The organism is Streptomyces sp. NPDC090077 (assembly GCF_044747545.1).
Taxonomy (GTDB): Bacteria; Actinomycetota; Actinomycetes; order Streptomycetales; family Streptomycetaceae; genus Streptomyces.
In genome coordinates this window covers 69,887-84,078 of record NZ_JBIVEG010000022.1, presented here as the reverse complement: position 1 = coordinate 84,078, position 14,192 = coordinate 69,887, and the positions used below count along the sequence as shown (strand labels likewise).

General features: G+C 73.9%; 12 protein-coding genes. 6 read left to right on the top strand and 6 right to left on the bottom strand.

Going from position 1 to position 14,192, the window contains the following annotated elements; all coding sequences use genetic code 11:
- Positions 1-107 precede the first annotated feature (107 nt).
- Entirely contained in the window at positions 108-830 is a 723-nt protein-coding gene (locus tag ACIPW5_RS29220; RefSeq protein WP_401251053.1) for a CDP-alcohol phosphatidyltransferase family protein, read from the top strand.
- On the opposite strand, the gene ACIPW5_RS29215 is transcribed toward ACIPW5_RS29220, so the two are convergent.
- The gene (locus ACIPW5_RS29215; protein ID WP_401251050.1) at positions 811-1,308 is read right to left on the bottom strand and encodes an adenylyltransferase/cytidyltransferase family protein; all 498 of its coding nucleotides are present in this window, start codon (positions 1,306-1,308) and stop codon (positions 811-813) included. The genes ACIPW5_RS29220 and ACIPW5_RS29215 overlap by 20 nt on opposite strands.
- Before the next feature lie 172 nt (positions 1,309-1,480).
- On the opposite strand from ACIPW5_RS29215, the gene ACIPW5_RS29210 reads away from it, so the two are divergent.
- The 3 genes from ACIPW5_RS29210 to ACIPW5_RS29200 are packed head-to-tail and all read left to right on the top strand — an operon-like array spanning position 1,481 to position 5,543.
- Positions 1,481-2,686 carry a glycosyltransferase gene (locus ACIPW5_RS29210; RefSeq protein WP_401251140.1) on the top strand — a complete coding sequence of 402 codons (1,206 nt, stop codon included), beginning with the start codon at positions 1,481-1,483 and terminating at the stop codon, positions 2,684-2,686.
- A complete protein-coding gene (locus ACIPW5_RS29205) occupies positions 2,683-4,335 on the top strand; it encodes a lipopolysaccharide biosynthesis protein (RefSeq protein WP_401251047.1) in 1,653 nt (550 codons plus the stop codon). The genes ACIPW5_RS29210 and ACIPW5_RS29205 overlap by 4 nt, the downstream gene beginning before the upstream one ends.
- Positions 4,332-5,543, top strand: coding sequence for a hypothetical protein (locus ACIPW5_RS29200; RefSeq protein WP_401251045.1), 1,212 nt, complete (start codon positions 4,332-4,334; stop codon positions 5,541-5,543). The genes ACIPW5_RS29205 and ACIPW5_RS29200 overlap by 4 nt, the downstream gene beginning before the upstream one ends.
- A gap of 83 nt (positions 5,544-5,626) precedes the next feature.
- Here ACIPW5_RS29200 and ACIPW5_RS29195 read toward each other — a convergent pair whose 3' ends face one another.
- From ACIPW5_RS29195 to ACIPW5_RS29180, 4 genes are all read right to left on the bottom strand, one after another.
- The gene (locus ACIPW5_RS29195) at positions 5,627-7,093 is read right to left on the bottom strand and encodes a CHAP domain-containing protein (RefSeq protein ID WP_401251043.1); all 1,467 of its coding nucleotides are present in this window, start codon (positions 7,091-7,093) and stop codon (positions 5,627-5,629) included.
- Between the two features lie 68 nt (positions 7,094-7,161).
- Positions 7,162-8,625, bottom strand: coding sequence for a M23 family metallopeptidase (locus tag ACIPW5_RS29190; RefSeq protein ID WP_401251040.1), 1,464 nt, complete (start codon positions 8,623-8,625; stop codon positions 7,162-7,164).
- A 50-nt stretch (positions 8,626-8,675) separates the two neighbouring features.
- Entirely contained in the window at positions 8,676-9,971 is a 1,296-nt protein-coding gene (locus tag ACIPW5_RS29185) for a transglycosylase family protein (protein WP_401251037.1), read from the bottom strand.
- 234 nt (positions 9,972-10,205) lie between these two features.
- A complete protein-coding gene (locus tag ACIPW5_RS29180) occupies positions 10,206-11,717 on the bottom strand; it encodes a hypothetical protein (RefSeq protein ID WP_401251034.1) in 1,512 nt (503 codons plus the stop codon).
- 96 nt (positions 11,718-11,813) lie between these two features.
- On the opposite strand from ACIPW5_RS29180, the gene ACIPW5_RS29175 reads away from it, so the two are divergent.
- Both ACIPW5_RS29175 and ACIPW5_RS29170 read left to right on the top strand, forming a co-directional pair.
- Positions 11,814-12,353 carry a WcaF family extracellular polysaccharide biosynthesis acetyltransferase gene (locus tag ACIPW5_RS29175; RefSeq protein ID WP_401251031.1) on the top strand — a complete coding sequence of 180 codons (540 nt, stop codon included), beginning with the start codon at positions 11,814-11,816 and terminating at the stop codon, positions 12,351-12,353.
- On the top strand, positions 12,350-13,480 hold the full coding sequence (locus ACIPW5_RS29170; protein ID WP_401251028.1) for a glycosyltransferase: 1,131 nt from the start codon (positions 12,350-12,352) through the stop codon (positions 13,478-13,480). The genes ACIPW5_RS29175 and ACIPW5_RS29170 overlap by 4 nt, the downstream gene beginning before the upstream one ends.
- Here the strand turns inward: ACIPW5_RS29170 and ACIPW5_RS29165 are convergent.
- Positions 13,459-14,151 (bottom strand): hypothetical protein, encoded by a 693-nt coding sequence (locus tag ACIPW5_RS29165; protein WP_401251025.1) that lies wholly within the window; start codon positions 14,149-14,151, stop codon positions 13,459-13,461. The two genes, ACIPW5_RS29170 and ACIPW5_RS29165, sit on opposite strands and share 22 nt — an antisense overlap.
- Positions 14,152-14,192 lie beyond the last annotated feature (41 nt).

Genomic DNA, 14,192 nt, shown 5'->3' with positions numbered 1-14,192 from the left:
GTTGACCGATCCGGAGCGGAAGCCTTCGTTCCCCCTGCGATGATGTGCCCTTCCCGCGAACACGCGAACACGTGAACGCACGCACGCACATACGGACAGGGGCAGGCATGGGGAAAGTCGGGACCGCGCTCCGGGAACTGCGGGGGGCGCAGAAGTCGGCGAAGGGGGTGTCGCTCTACTCCCGGTTCGTCAACCGGCCCGCCGGCCGGTACCTGGCCGCCGGGTCGTACGCCCTGGGCCTGACGCCCAACCAGGTCACCCTGGTCAGTGCCGCCTTCAGCTTCGCGGCCGTCACCGCGGTCGCCCTGGCCGCACCCTCCTGGGGACTGGGGGCGGCCGTCTGGGCGGCGCTCGCGGTCGGCTTCGCCTTCGACTCGGCCGACGGCCAGCTCGCCCGGCTGCGCGGCGGCGGGAGCGCGGCGGGCGAGTGGCTCGACCACGTGGTGGACGCCGCCAAGCTGACCGCGCTGCACTCCTGCGTGCTCATCGCCTTCTACCGCTTCCCCGAGGCGTACGGCACCGGGGAGCCGGCATGGCTGCTGGTGCCGCTGGGCTTCCAGTTCGCCGCCGTCGTCACCTTCTTCGGGGGGCTGCTGACCGAGAAGCTCAAGCCGAAGGCCGCCCCGGGCAGCCCGGCCGCCGCGCCGTCGACCCTGCGCGCGGTGGCGCTGCTCCCCGTGGACTACGGGGTGTTCTGCCTGGTGTTCCTGCTGCTGGGCGGCGGGCCGGTGTTCCGCTGGGCGTACGCGGGCCTGGGCGCGGTCGCCGCCCTGTTCCTGCTGGCGTTCCTGGCGAAGTGGTTCCGCGAGCTCAGCGCCGTTCGGCGGTGAGCTGCTGCTCCGGCAGCGGCGGCTGTCCGGGCCGGGCGAGGGCGTCCAGGGCCCGGCGCAGCTGGGTGCTGGAGGTGTGCACGGTGTAGGGGAAGTAGACGACGTCGACCCCGTGGGCGGCGAAGTCCCGTTCCAGCTTCTCCCCCTTGGGGGTGCCGCGCCAGTCGTCGCCCTTGAAGATGACGTCGAAACGGACCTGCTTCCAGGTCTCCACCTTGTCCGGGACCGTCTCCACGAAGGCGGCGTCGACGTACTTGACGCTGCGGACGATCTCCAGCCGCTCGACGAGCGGGATCATCGGCCGCTGGCCCTTGGCCAGTTCGGCCATCTCGTCCGAGACCACCCCGGCCACCAGGTAGTCGCACCGGCTGCGGGCGTGGCGCAGGATGTTCAGGTGTCCTATGTGGAACAGGTCGTAGGCACCGGGCGCGTAGCCCACCCGGTACGGCCTGCGCGCGGACGGCTCAGGGTCGGTCATGTCGCGCTCCGTCATCGGTTACCCCCCAGGGGCCGCACCCCCCGGTGCGGCGGTCAACCGACAATAGCGTGCGCGTTCCCAAACCGGTCGGGTGAACGAATAGGGTGACTCGCGCATCATCCAGGGGAGAAGGGGACGTTCAGTGTCCACATCCGGTCACCGGCGCTTGCTGCTGGTTTCCACCAACTACGCCCCGGAGCATGCGGGCATCGGCCCGTACGCCACCCAGATCGCGGAGCACTGGGCGAGTACCGGCCACGACGCGCACGTTCTGGCGGGCATGCCGCACTACCCGGCCTGGTCGGTCGAGCCGGAGTACAAGGGGGTGTTGCGGCGCACCGAGGAGCGTGCGGGGGTCACCGTGCACCGGCGTGCGCACACCGTGCCTCCCCGGCAGACCGCCGTCCGGCGCGCCCTGTTCGAAGGATCGATTCTGCTGCACGGCGCCGTGGCCCCGCCCCGGATGCCGAAGCCCGACCTCGTCATGGCGCAGATGCCGAGCCTGGCCGGCGGGGTGACGGCCGCCCGGCTCGCCGCCCGCTGGAAGGTGCCGTTCGTACCCGTCGTCCAGGACCTGATGGGCGCCGCGGCTGCGCAGAGCGGCATCAGCGGCGGGGACAAGGCGGCCGCGTTCGCCGGGCGCGCGGAGGCGTACGCCCTCAAGCGGGCCACCCTGGTCGGCGTCATCCACGAGACGTTCGTGGACCGGGTCGTGGCGATGGGCGTGGACCCGGCGAAGATCCGCCTCGTCCCCAACTGGTCGCACGTGGCCAAGCCCACCAAGCCGCGCGGGGAGACCCGCCACCACCTGGGGTGGGCGCCCGGCCAGACCGTCGTCCTGCACTCCGGGAACATGGGCCTCAAGCAGGGCCTCGAAGTCCTCGTCGGAGCGGCCCGGCTGGACCCCGACGTCCGCTTCGTCCTCATGGGCGACGGCAGCCAGCGCGCGGCCCTCGCGAGCCTGGCCGCCGACGTGCCGAACCTGGACATCATCCCGCCCGCCTCCGACGGCGGGTTCCCGGACGTCCTCGCCGCGGCGGACGTCCTCGCGGTCACGCAGCACGCCGCCGTGCTGGACATGAGCGTGCCGTCCAAGCTCACCTCCTACTTCCAGGCCGGCCGGCCCGTCGTCGCCTCCGTCGCGGCGCAGGGCGGCACCGCGCAGGAGGTGCGGCGCTCCGGCGCCGGGGTGCTCGTACCGCCGGAGGACCCCGAGGCGCTGCTGGAGGCCGTCCGCTCGCTGGCCGACGACCCCGCGGGCGCGGACGCCCTCGGCGCGGCCGGGCCCGTCCACGTGGCGGCCCACCTGAGCCGCGAGGCGGGCCTGGCCCGCATCGACGCACTGATCGACGAAGCACTCGGAGGGAACCGCCGGTGACCGAGACGAACCGCCCCGCGCCGGCCCCGGCCGAGGACGAACCGGACCTCCTGAGGGACCAGTTCAAGCAGCTCCTGCGCTACCGCCGGCTCCTCGGCGCCGGCGTGGCCGTCGGCCTGCTCGGCGGCGTCTACCTCGGCGTCTCCACGGCGGACACCTACGTGTCCGTCGCCGACGTGGTGCTGCGCGCGCCCGCCGACGATCCCTTCAACCCGAGCCTCTCCCCCGACAAGGCCATCAACATCGGCTCGGAGCGGCAGGTCGCGCTCTCCAGCTCCATAGCCGAGCAGGCCGCGAAGACCCTCGGCGTGGCCGCCAAGGACCTCCCGGCCCTCCGCGGCGGCCTCCAGGTGACCAACCCGCCGCAGACGATGGTGCTGCGCTTCACCTACACCGCCGCCTCCCCCAAGGAGGCCGCCAAGCGCGCCAACGGCATGGCCTCCGCCTACCTGCTCAAGCGGCAGGAGTCCCTCGCCGTCACCCGCGACACGATGGTCAAGGGGTACGAGGCCCAGCGCGACCCGGTCGCCAAGCAGCTCGACGAGGTCGCCCGGCAGATCAACAACATGCCGGCGGGCACCGCCCGCGACGCCTCCCTCTCCTCGCGGACCGACCTCCAGAACAAGGTCAACACCCTCAACGGCAACATCGCCAAGCTCCAGGCCCTGGACATGACCCCGGGCCGGGTCACCAGCGCCGCCACCCCGCCCGCCGCCCCCGACGGGCCCGGCGTCCCCATGTCGCTCGCGCTCGGCGCGGCCGTCGGACTGGCGCTCGGCCTGCTCGCCGCGTGGGTCCGGCTGGTGTTCGACCCGGCGCCGCGCTCCGAGGGCGACGTGGCCCGGTCCCTGCGCGCGCCCGTCCTCGGCTACCTGCCCCGGGACCGGACCGGCGGCGGACCGCTCCTCGCGGCCGGGGAGGCCGATCCGCGGCTCGCCGAGGAGTACCGCTCGGTGGCCTTCCGCCTCGCCTACGACGCCCGGTTCGCCGACCGGCGCCGGCTGCTGGTGGTCGCCCCGCGCGGCAGCAGCGAGACGGCCGCCGCGGTGGCCGTGAACCTGGCCGCCTCCTTCGCCGAGACCGGCAAGGACGTCCTGCTGATCGAGGCCGACCTGCGCACCCCGGTGCTCGCCAGCCAGCTGCCCACCGACACCGCCGGGCGGCCTCGCTGGAGCACCCTCTCGGACGGCTCTGCGAGCGGCGACTCCGAGTGGCCCGACGGGCGCCGGGTCGTCGTGGACGCCGCCGAGTCCGGCGACTTCGACCTCATCCCCGGCGACCGGGTGCGCAACGTGGCCCGGGCGCTGACCTCCCGGCGCACCGGCCAGCTGATCGCCGAGGCCGACACCCCCAACTCCACCGTCGTGGTGCTCGCCCCGCCCGTGCTCTCCTACGCCGACGCGCTCGCCCTGGTCGACCGCGTGGACGGGGTCCTGGTGGTCTGCGACCCGCGTGCCGTGCACCGCAGCGACCTGTCCCGGATCCGGGAGCTGATCGGCGGCGCCGGCGGGACCGTGCTGGGCGCGGTGCTGCACGCCCCGCTGCCCTCGGGCAAGCGCGGCGGGCGCTCCGCCGTCGCGGCCGGCTCCGCCCCGGGCGAGGCGGGCGACACCGTGGCGCTGCGCACGGTCCGCACGGGCCAGAGGTGAGCCGGCGGGGTCTCGCCGCGGTCTCCTCGGTCCTGGACCAGGCCGCCTCAAGCGCCACGAACATCCTCGTGCTGGTGCTGGCCGCCCGGCTGTCGTCGGCGTCCGGGTTCGCCGCCTTCTCGATGGTCTACGTGGCCTTCAGCGTGCTGCTCGGGCTCAACATGGCCTACGTCGGCCAGAGCCTGGTGCTGGAGAAGGGCGAGGGGCTGGGGCGGGCGTGCCGCTCCTCCGTGCTGTTCACCGCCGCCGCGTCCGCCGCGGCCGGGCTCGTCCTGGCCGGGGCGGGTCTCGCGGTGCCCGGGGACGCCGGGCCGGCGCTGCTCGCGCTGGGTCTCGTCCTGCCACCGGTCCTCGTGCAGGACGGGCTGCGCTACTGCTTCTCCGCCCTGCGGGTGCCCGAACGGGCGCTGGCCGCGGACTCGCTGCGGCTGGGGTGCGTGGTCGCGGCGCTGGCCGTGCAGCCGCAGGGGGCCCCGGCGGGCCGGCTGGTCCTGGTGTGGGGGCTGTCCGCGCTGCCCGCCCTGGGGATGGGCCTGTGGCTGCTGCGGCCGTACGTCCGCGGGGTGCGCGCCGACCTGCGGCCCTATCTGCGGCGCGGGCACCTGGGGCGGCGCTTCGTGGTCGAGTTCGCCGTGGGCAACGGCTCCAGCCAGCTCGCGGTGCTCGGGCTGGGCGCGTTCGCGACGCCGCTCGCCGTCGGCGCGCTGCGCGGCGCCAGCACCCTCTTCGGCCCGCTGAACGTGCTGTTCAACTCGGCGAACGCCTTCGGGCCGCCCGTGGTGGGCCGGGCCTCCGGCAAGCGGGGCGTGGTCCGGCTGACCCTGCTGATGGGAACCGTCCTCGCGGTGCTGGGCGGGGGCTGGGCGGCGGTGCTGTACGCACTGCCGGACCGGCTGGGCCGGCAGCTGCTCGGCGACACCTGGCCGGCGGCCGCCGCGCTGCTGCCCGCCACGGGCGCGCAGTACGCGGTCATGGGCCTGGGCACCTGTGCCCTGCTCACGCTGCGCGTGCTCGAACCGAGGGCCACGCTCTCGCTCCAGGTGGTGTTCTCGCTGCTGTCGGTGGCGCTGCTGCTGGGCGGGTACGCCGTGTGGGGCGTCGCGGGCGCCGCCTGGGGGCTGGCCCTGGGCTCCGCCGCGAAGGCCGCCGCCGGGTGGCTGCGGGTGGCCCGGCTGGAGGTTCCGGCGGGGGTCGCGGCCGCCGCCTGAGGTACACGGGAGCGGGCCCGGGACGGTGGTCGTCCCGGGCCCGCGGTGCGTCCGGATCAGGACGCCGGATCAGGTGGGGCTGTTCAGTTGTAGGTGCCGGTGATCGAGACGCCGGTGCGGGTGCCGGGCACGCCCGCCAGGTCGACCGGGGCGGCCGGGCTCCAGCTGCCGCTCACGGCGCGGATGGTGTGCAGCACCCGGCCGTCCGTGGTCACGAAGGCCGCCTGCAGCTCGTTGTTCACCTGCGCGGCCGCCACGTCCGTCACCGTCACGTTGGAGGGCACCACGGAGGAGAGGTCGTTCATGACCCACTGGCCGCTCGCGAAACGGGCCCCGTGGAAGCGCTTGGCCCCGCCCTCGGTGGTCACCACCAGCTGGAGGTCACCGCCCGTGCCCGCCACCGCGACGTCGTCGATGCCGGTCACGCCCGTCTCGGTCGAGGCGTTGCCCCAGCCCGTCCACGTACGGTCGGCGTGCCGGACCGTGTGGAACAGCGAGCCGTTGGACACGGCGACCACCTGGGTGTCGGTGCCCGTCTGCGACAGGGCCACCTTCGTCACCGGCGCACCGCCCGGGTTGCCGACCGCACCGAACGGCGCCCACGTCCCGTCCGCGTGCCGGACCGTGTGGTAGACCTTCCCGTCCGCCACCACCACGACCTGCACCTCGGTACCGGAGGAAACCGCCGCCACCTGCGTCACGTTGGCGAGCTGGCCGGCCTCCCCGTGGACGTCACCGAAGCCCGCCCAGGTCCCGTCCGCGAGCCGGACCGTGTGGTACAGCCTGCCCTCGTTGTTGATCGCGAAGAGGTGGGTGTCGCCGTTGACGCCCGCCTCGGCGGTGGCCCGCACGCCGCCCGGGACCTCGCCAGCCACGTCCTGGACGTCGCCGAAGCCGGTCCAGGTCCGGTCCGCCTTGCGGACCGCGTGGTAGAGCCCGCCGCCCGACTCGACGGCGACCTGCGCCCGCCACTGGCCCGTCGGGGCCGGCGGGGTGGTGTTCGGGGGCGGGGTGCCGGGGACGCCGACCGGGGAGACGAAGGCGAGGGCCTTGCCCGCGCCCGGGTTGACGTACGTACGCCAGTTGAACCAGCCCTTGGCGGAGACCTTGCGGCTCTCGTTGCCGCCGACGGTCTGGATCTGCGAGCCGTCGGAGGAGACCGCGACCACCAGGCTGACGTGGTTGGCCTCGCCGCTGACCGATCCGTCGTCGTCCCACAGGACGGCGTCGCCCACCTGGGGTCCGCTGGTGTGGAGGGTGCCGTTGCGCTGGCCGTAGCTGTAGAAGGAGGCGGCCGCGGCGTTGAGGCCCGAGGTGTTGGCGCCGGCCTGCTTCCAGACCCAGCGGGAGAACTCCGCGCACCAGGCGTTCGGGTAGACGCAGCCGTAGTACGGGGTGCAGTTGTTGCCGACCTGCGAGCGGGCTATGTCGGCGACGGTGGGGGCGTCGGCCGCCGCGGGGGCCGCCGAGGCCATCCCGAGCACGGGGGCGAGGACGACCGAGGCGAGGAGGAAGGAGCGGACGCGGGCCGACTTCGGGGTCGTGAACATGGCGGGTGTGTCCTTTGCGGAAGGAAGTCCGGAAGAAGAAGGGGGCGGTGCGGGGCGCTGGGGCCGCGTCAGTTGTAGGTGCCGGTGATCGAGACGCCGGTGCGGGTGCCGGGCACGCCCGCCAGGTCGACCGGGGCGGCCGGGCTCCAGCTGCCGCTCACGGCGCGGATGGTGTGCAGCACCCGGCCGTCCGTGGTCACGAAGGCCGCCTGCAGCTCGTTGTTCACCTGCGCGGCCGCCACGTCCGTCACCGTCACGCCGGCGGGCACCACGGACGAGAGGTCGTTCATGACCCACTGACCGCTCGCGAAACGGGCCCCGTGGAAGCGCTTCGCACCGCCCTCCGTGGTCACCACCAGCTGGAGGTCACCGCCCGTGCCCGCCACCGCGACCTCCTCGATGCCGGAGACCCCGGTCTCGGCGGAGGCGTCGCCCCAGTTGGTCCAGGTGCCGTTCGCGTGGCGGACCGTGTGGAAGAGGCTGCCGCCCGAGACGGCCACGACCTGGGTGTCGGTACCCGTCTGCGACAGGGCCACCTTCGTCACCGGCGCACCGCCCGGGTTGCCGACCGCACCGAACGGCGCCCAGGTCCCGTTGGCCCGGCGGACCGTGTGGTAGACCTTCCCGTCCGCCACCACCACGACCTGCACCTCGGTGCCGGAGGAAACCGCCGCCACGTGCGTGATGTTGGCGAGCTGGCCGGCCTCGCCGGCCACGTCGCCGAAGTCCGACCAGGAGCGGTCGGCGAAGCGGATCGAGTGGAAGAGCTTGCCCTCGTTGGTGACGGCCAGGACGTGCGTGTCGCCGTTGACGCCCGCCTCGGCGGTGGTGCGCACCCCGCCCGGGACCGCGCCGGTGACGCCCTGGACGTCGCCGAAGCCGGTCCAGGTCCGGTCGGCGTTGCGGACCGCGTGGTAGAGCCCGCCGCCCGACTCGACGGCGACCTGGGCCCGCCACTGGCCGGTCGGGGCCGGCGGGGTCGTGGTGTCGGAGCAGTTGCGGCTGGTCAGCGTCGTGCCCATCTGGAAGGGCTCGCCGTCGAAGACGGACTGCTTGACCGTGCCGTTGTACCGCTGCTCGTAGTGCAGGTGGGCGCCGGAGGAGTTGCCGGTGTTGCCGACGATGCCGATCTTCTGGCCGCGTGCGACGCGGGTTCCGGCGCTGACGTCGTAGCCGTTGAGGTGGGCGTACAGGGTCGTCGAGCCGTTGCCGTGGTCGATGACCACGTACTTGCCGTAACTGCGGTACGAGCCGTCGGGGTTGGTGAGGGTGGTGGCGGTGCTGACGACCCCGTCGGCACTGGCGAGCACGGGCTGGTTGGCGGTGGTGCCGCCGTGCGTCCAGTCGATCGACTGCAGGGACGGGCTGTGGCCGCTGTACGTCTTGCCCAGCCAGGCCTGGTTGCAGCCGAAGGGCATCTGGTAGGCGGGGCCCGCGGCGTAGGACGGGGACGCGGCGAAGGCGACCAGGCCGGAGGCGGCGAGGGCGAGACCAGTGGCGGAGGTCAGCGCACGACGGGTGAAGGTGGACATGACGGGGCTCCTGGGTTCTGTCGAGAGGTGTCGTGGGTGTCGTGCGCTGGTCAGTTGAAGGTGGCGGTGATGGACACGCCGGTGTGGTCGCCGGCGACGCCGGTCAGGTCCATGGGGGCGGCGCCCGTCCAGGTGCCGTTGGTGTGGCGGAGGGTGTGCAGGACCCGGCCGTCGGTGGTCACGAAGGCCGCCTGGAGTTCGTTGTCGACGGCCGCGGCCGCGACGTCCGTGACGGTGAGTCCGGCGGGGACGACGGAGGAGAGGTCGTTCAGGACCCACTGGCCGCTCGCGAAGCGGGCGCCGTGGAAGCGCTTGGCCCCGCCCTCGGTGGTCACCACCAGCTGGAGGTCGCCGCCGGTGCCCGCGACCGCGACGTCGTCGATGCCGGTCACGCCCGTCTCGGTGGAGGCGTTGCCCCAGTTGGTCCAGGTGCCGTTCGCGTGGCGGACCGTGTGGAAGAGGCTGCCGCCCGAGACGGCCACGACCTGGGTGTCGGTGCCCGTCTGGGACAGGGCCACCTTCGTGACGGGGGCGCCGCCCGGGTTTCCGACCGCGCCGAACGGCGCCCAGGTCCCGTTGGCCCGGCGGACCGTGTGGTAGACCTTCCCGTCCGCCACCACCACGACCTGGAGCTCGGTGCCGGAGGAAACCGCCGCCACCTGCGTCACGTTGGGCAGTGCGCCGGCGGCCGCGTGGACGTCCCCGAAGGTTCCCCAGGTGCGGTCCGCGTTGCGGATGGTGTGGTAGAGCCTGCCCTCGTTGCTCACCGCCAGGACGTGCGTGTCGCCGTTGATGCCGGCGTCGGCGGTGGTGCGCACCCCGCCCGGGACGGCGGCCGCCTGGCTGTCGACGTTGCCGAAGCGGGTCCAGGTGCCGTTGTCGAAGCGGGTGGCGTGGTAGATCCCGTTGCCGGACCCGATCAGTACCTGTGCCTTCCAGGACTGCGCGGGGGCCGGCGGGACCGGCGCGTCCGGGTACGGGTCGGCGTGGTCGTTGCCGAGTCCGGCGAGCCGGCCGCAGGTCGGCCACGCGCCAGGGCCCTGGCCTGCGAGGACCTTCTCGCCTATCAGGATCTGCTGCTTCTTGGTGGCCTGGTGGGCGTAGGCGGCGTACGCCGTGCCCCCGTAGGCCCGCCAGGTCGACGCGGAGAACTGCAGTCCGCCGTAGTAGCCGTTGCCGGTGTTGATGCTCCAGTTGCCGGAGCTCTCGCACTGGGCGACCTTGTCCCAGGTCGCCACGCTGGCGGCCGAGGCCGGGGCGGTGCCCAGGGACAGGAGCACGGAGGAGCTGACGGCGACGGTGGCGGTGACGGACGCGAGCGTGGTGAGCCGACGGCGAGCAGACATGACAATCCCCCAGATTTCGGACGCAGATGGGCCGCGTGTGCGCACTGGCACTGACCCGTGATGACGTGGCGCTCCAGGTGTGCGCCCCTCGGCGCCGGCCCGGTTCCCCCCGGCGCCCCACTGCTGCGCCGTTGAGAGGATCATGTCTGCCGGGCCCGGGGGCGTTCCAGGGGTTCGGGGTGGCACGGAGGTGTCTGGCGCCATGCGGCCAGCCCGGCCGGGGGGTTGCGCCGGTCAGCGCAGGGCGGCGCCCTTGTCCTGGCGGTACGTGGCCACGAGCGCGAGGCACATCGCGGCGATCGCGACCCGGCCGGAGGCCTGGAGCAGCGGACCCCGCAGCAGGATGAAGGAGTACCCGGCCACCAGCGGGACCACCACGGAGATCAGGCTGCCCGGAGCGGAGCGGCGCGTGGCCCGCTTCGCGTAGCGGCGGTCGACGCGCGCGGCGGCGTACCCGATGCCGAGGAGCCCGGCGCCCATGCCCAGCGGGCCGAAGTCCAGCCAGAGTTCGGCCCAGACCGGCGAGGAGAGGTTGGTGTTGACCGTGCCCATCCACTGGCCGACCATCACGCCCGTGTCCCGCGGCTTCCCCGGCCACACCGAGCGGGGCACCGCGAAGAAGACGGATCCGGCGAGCTGGCGCCCGTAGAAGTGGCCCGGACCGGAGTCGGAGAAGGTGATGGTGTTGGCGAACATGCCGATCTGGTCGTAGTCCTTGAGGGCCATGGGCTCCAGGAACGAGGTCGTCTCGACCGGCTTGTAGTTCTTCTCGTCGTAGCGGAAGCGGTCCGCGAAGGGGAAGACGAGCAGGGCGACCACGACGGCCATCGACAGGGCCACCCGGTACATCGCGGCGCTCACCGGGAAGACGGTGAACAGCAGCGCGAACAGGACGGTCAGGAACCAGTAGCGCGGGTTGGAGACCGGGTTGTTGACGATCAGGTTCAGCACCGCCAGCGCCGACCAGGTGGCGATGACCGACACCTTGCGGCGGGCGAACTTCGAGGTGATCAGCCACCGCGTGTACAGGAGCAGCGCGAGCAGCGCGGGCACGGTGCCGAAGCCGCGCAGCAGGGCCTGCCCGGCCTGGCCGTCGCCGTTGGAGACGCCCGCCTCCTGGATGCCGGCGATGATCTCCTGCCGGCTGGAGAAGAAGACGGCGGGGCCGCCGAGTTTGACGATGAAGGCCGCGCTGCCCAGGAAGGCGAGGGCGGTCAGCAGCCGCAGCCGCCCCCGGTGGGCCATGACGGGCCGCGGTTCCTTCGGGGAGCCGCCCGCACGGCCCGCGGGCCGGTGGCGGGCGAGCAGCACGCCGACGTCGAAGGCGGTGCAGCCGAGCAGGACCAGCCCTATGGCGAGGGTGAGGTCGGAGCGGGGCCCGACGACGGGGGTGGGAACCCGGCCCAGGACGGCCTGGGCGAGCGGGGCCACGCCCATGGCCATGTAGACGAAGAGCCAGAAGGAGCCCTGGAGCAGCTTGCGGCGGCTCGTCAGGATCATCGCGGAGAGCCGGGCGCCCGCGTACATGGTGAGCAGCAGCTGGAGCCAGTAGGCGGCGTCGTGCCGGCCGTCGCCGGACTGGACGGCGACGAAGAGCGGGAGGAAGACGGTGAACCCGAGGGCGAGCGGTACGGACAGGGCCCGCGACAGCAGGGTGCGGGGGGTGGTGACCCTCCCCCACTGGGACTCGTCCTCGACGGGCGGCGGCCCCGGCTGCACGGCGGGCTTGCGTATGTCCGTGGCCACTGTTGCCCCCACCCCTGTGCGTGATCAGCGGGCAGTCTAATCTGAGCGTTCGGCGCCCGGGGAGGCGCGCCCGGGGTGGACGACGAGGGGCTTCTGTTGCGCGATCTTCCTGCCTTCACGCTGGCCGGATACGACAAGGGGCGCGGGTTCCTGACGCAGGCTCTGTGGTTCGCCGTGATGAACACCCTCTTCATGTCGTGGTTCTGTCCCGCCCGGCTGCGCGTCGCGCTGCTGCGGGCCTTCGGGGCGAAGATCGGCGAGGGGGTGCTGATCCGGCACCGGGTGCGCGTGCTGTGGCCGTGGAAGCTGGAGGTCGGCGACCACACGTGGATCGGCGAGGGGGCCTGGCTGCTCAACCTGGAGCCGGTGACCATCGGTTCGCACGTGTGCCTGTCGCAGGAGTCGATGCTCTGCACCGGCTCGCACGACCACCGGGCCGCCGACTTCCGCTACCGCAACGCCCCGGTGACCGTCGAGGACGGCGCGTGGGTGGCCGTACGGGCGACCGTGCTGCCGGGCGTGACCGTGGGCCGCTGCGCGGTGGCCGGAGCGGGCTCGGTGGTCCACAAGGACCTCCCCGAACTGACCCTGCAGACCCAGGACGGCCGCCGCCGCCCGGTGGAGGAGCCCAAGTGAAGGTCCTGCACGCGGTCACGCTGCACTCCCCCTCGCACGCCTTCGGCGGCCCGGTGCGGGTGGCCCTGAACCTGGCCAAGGGGCTGCGGGCGCGCGGCCACGAGGCGCGGCTGCTCGCGCTGGGCGAGGGCTTCGACCCGTGGCCCGCCTCGGTGGAGGGGGTCCCGGCGAAGCTGTTCCCGGCCCGGCGCATCCTCCCCCTCGGCTTCAGCGGGATGACCTCGCCCGCGCTGCTGGCCTCGGCGTCCCGGCTGGTGCGGGAGGCGGACGTGGTCCACGTGCACCTGGCCCGGGACCTGGTCACCCTGCCCGTCGCCCTGGCGGCCCTGCGGGCCCGCAAGCCGCTGGTGCTCCAGACCCACGGCATGGTGGACCCGAGCGACAGGCTCCTCGCGAAGCTGCTGGACGCGGTGGCGGTACGCCGCCTGCTGCGCAGTGCGGACGCCGTGCTGTACCTGACCCCGCACGAGCGGGAGGGGCTGGACGCCGTGGTGGGCTCGCCCCTGGCGCGGGCCGTCCGGCTGGTCAACGGCACCCCGGCCCAGGAGGAGCGCCCGCCGCTCGCCGGCCCCCCGCGGGTGCTGTACTCGGCCCGCCTCCAGGCCCGCAAGCGCCCGGTGGACTTCGTGGACGCCGCCCCGGCGGTCCTGGCGGCCCACCCGGACGCGGAGTTCGTGGTGGCCGGCCCGGACGAGGGGGAGCTCGCGGCGGTCCGGGCCCGGATCACCGCCCTGGGGCTGACCGACCGCTTCACGGTGCCGGGCCCGCTGTCCGGCGCGGAGGTCCTCGCCGAGCTCCGCCGCGCGCACGTCTACGTACTGCCCTCGGTGGAGGAGCCGTTCCCCATGTCGGTCCTGGAGGCCCTCGCGGTGGGCGTCCCGTCGGTGGTCACCCACTCCAACGGCCTGGCCCGCGAGGTGGCGGCGGCCGGCGCGGGCCGCGCCGTCGACCCCGGCCCGGAGGGCGTGGCGGAGGCGGTCCTCGACCTCCTGGACCCCGCCGTGAACGCCGGGGCCTCCGCGGCCGCCCGCGAGCTGGCCGCGAAGGCCTTCTCGATGGACTCCGTACTGGACACCCTGCTGGGCGTCTACGAGGGGGCTGCGGGTCAGGCCGGGAGCCAGGCGTAGCAGCCCGTCGAGGTGAACCGGTCGGCGCCGGCCGGGACGGCCGCCGTGATCCGGTCGCCCGGCTTGGGCGGGGCTTCGGGGCCCGAGGCGAGGACGGAGCCGTCCTTGGACCTGACCTCCCAGGTGCAGGCCGTGTTCTGGGTGGCGGCCCGGTAGGTGCCGGGGGCCGGGGCGGGGCGGGTGCCGTCGGCGAAGCCCTTCTGGGCCGCGTCGAGGACGGGCTTCTGCTCCGGGCAGAGGAAGGTGATCGCGTCCTGCGCGCCGGTGACCTCGCCGGAGACGATGGACGCGGCCGCCGCGTCCTTGTCCCGCTTGGCCGTGCGCTCGACCCGCTGGCAGGTCTCCTGGCCGGTCTGGAGGACGGCGGCCGGGTCGGTCTTCTCGGGGACGCGCCCGCTCAGGTACTTCTTCTCGTTCTCCTTGAAGCTGCCCGTCCTGGGGATCAGCTTCGCGTCCGGCAGGACCGGGCCCGTCGGCTTCGCGTCGGGGTTCGCCGGGGTGGTGGGCGCCGTCGTGGCGTCCGCCGGGTCGGGGACCGGGGAGGCGGCCGGCGGCTTCGGGGTGGCGGCGGCCCGGGGGGTGCCGGCCCCGCCGCCGTCCTGGGAACTGCAGCCGGTCAGCGTCAGGGCGGCGGTGAGCAGGACGGCGGCCGCCGCGGGGCGTCGGTACATCAGGTGGCTCCCGTACGTACTGGGTGGGTAGGCGCACGGGG

Bases quoted from the DNA above. Each gene is read 5' to 3' on its own strand.
- ACIPW5_RS29220 (WP_401251053.1), top strand. From the start codon at position 108: ATGGGGAAAGTCGGGACCGCGCTCCGGGAACTGCGGGGGGCGCAGAAG.
- ACIPW5_RS29215 (WP_401251050.1), bottom strand. From the start codon at position 1,308: ATGACCGACCCTGAGCCGTCCGCGCGCAGGCCGTACCGGGTGGGCTAC.
- ACIPW5_RS29195 (WP_401251043.1), bottom strand. From the start codon at position 7,093: ATGTTCACGACCCCGAAGTCGGCCCGCGTCCGCTCCTTCCTCCTCGCC.
- ACIPW5_RS29190 (WP_401251040.1), bottom strand. From the start codon at position 8,625: ATGTCCACCTTCACCCGTCGTGCGCTGACCTCCGCCACTGGTCTCGCC.
- ACIPW5_RS29185 (WP_401251037.1), bottom strand. From the start codon at position 9,971: ATGTCTGCTCGCCGTCGGCTCACCACGCTCGCGTCCGTCACCGCCACC.
- ACIPW5_RS29165 (WP_401251025.1), bottom strand. From the start codon at position 14,151: ATGTACCGACGCCCCGCGGCGGCCGCCGTCCTGCTCACCGCCGCCCTG.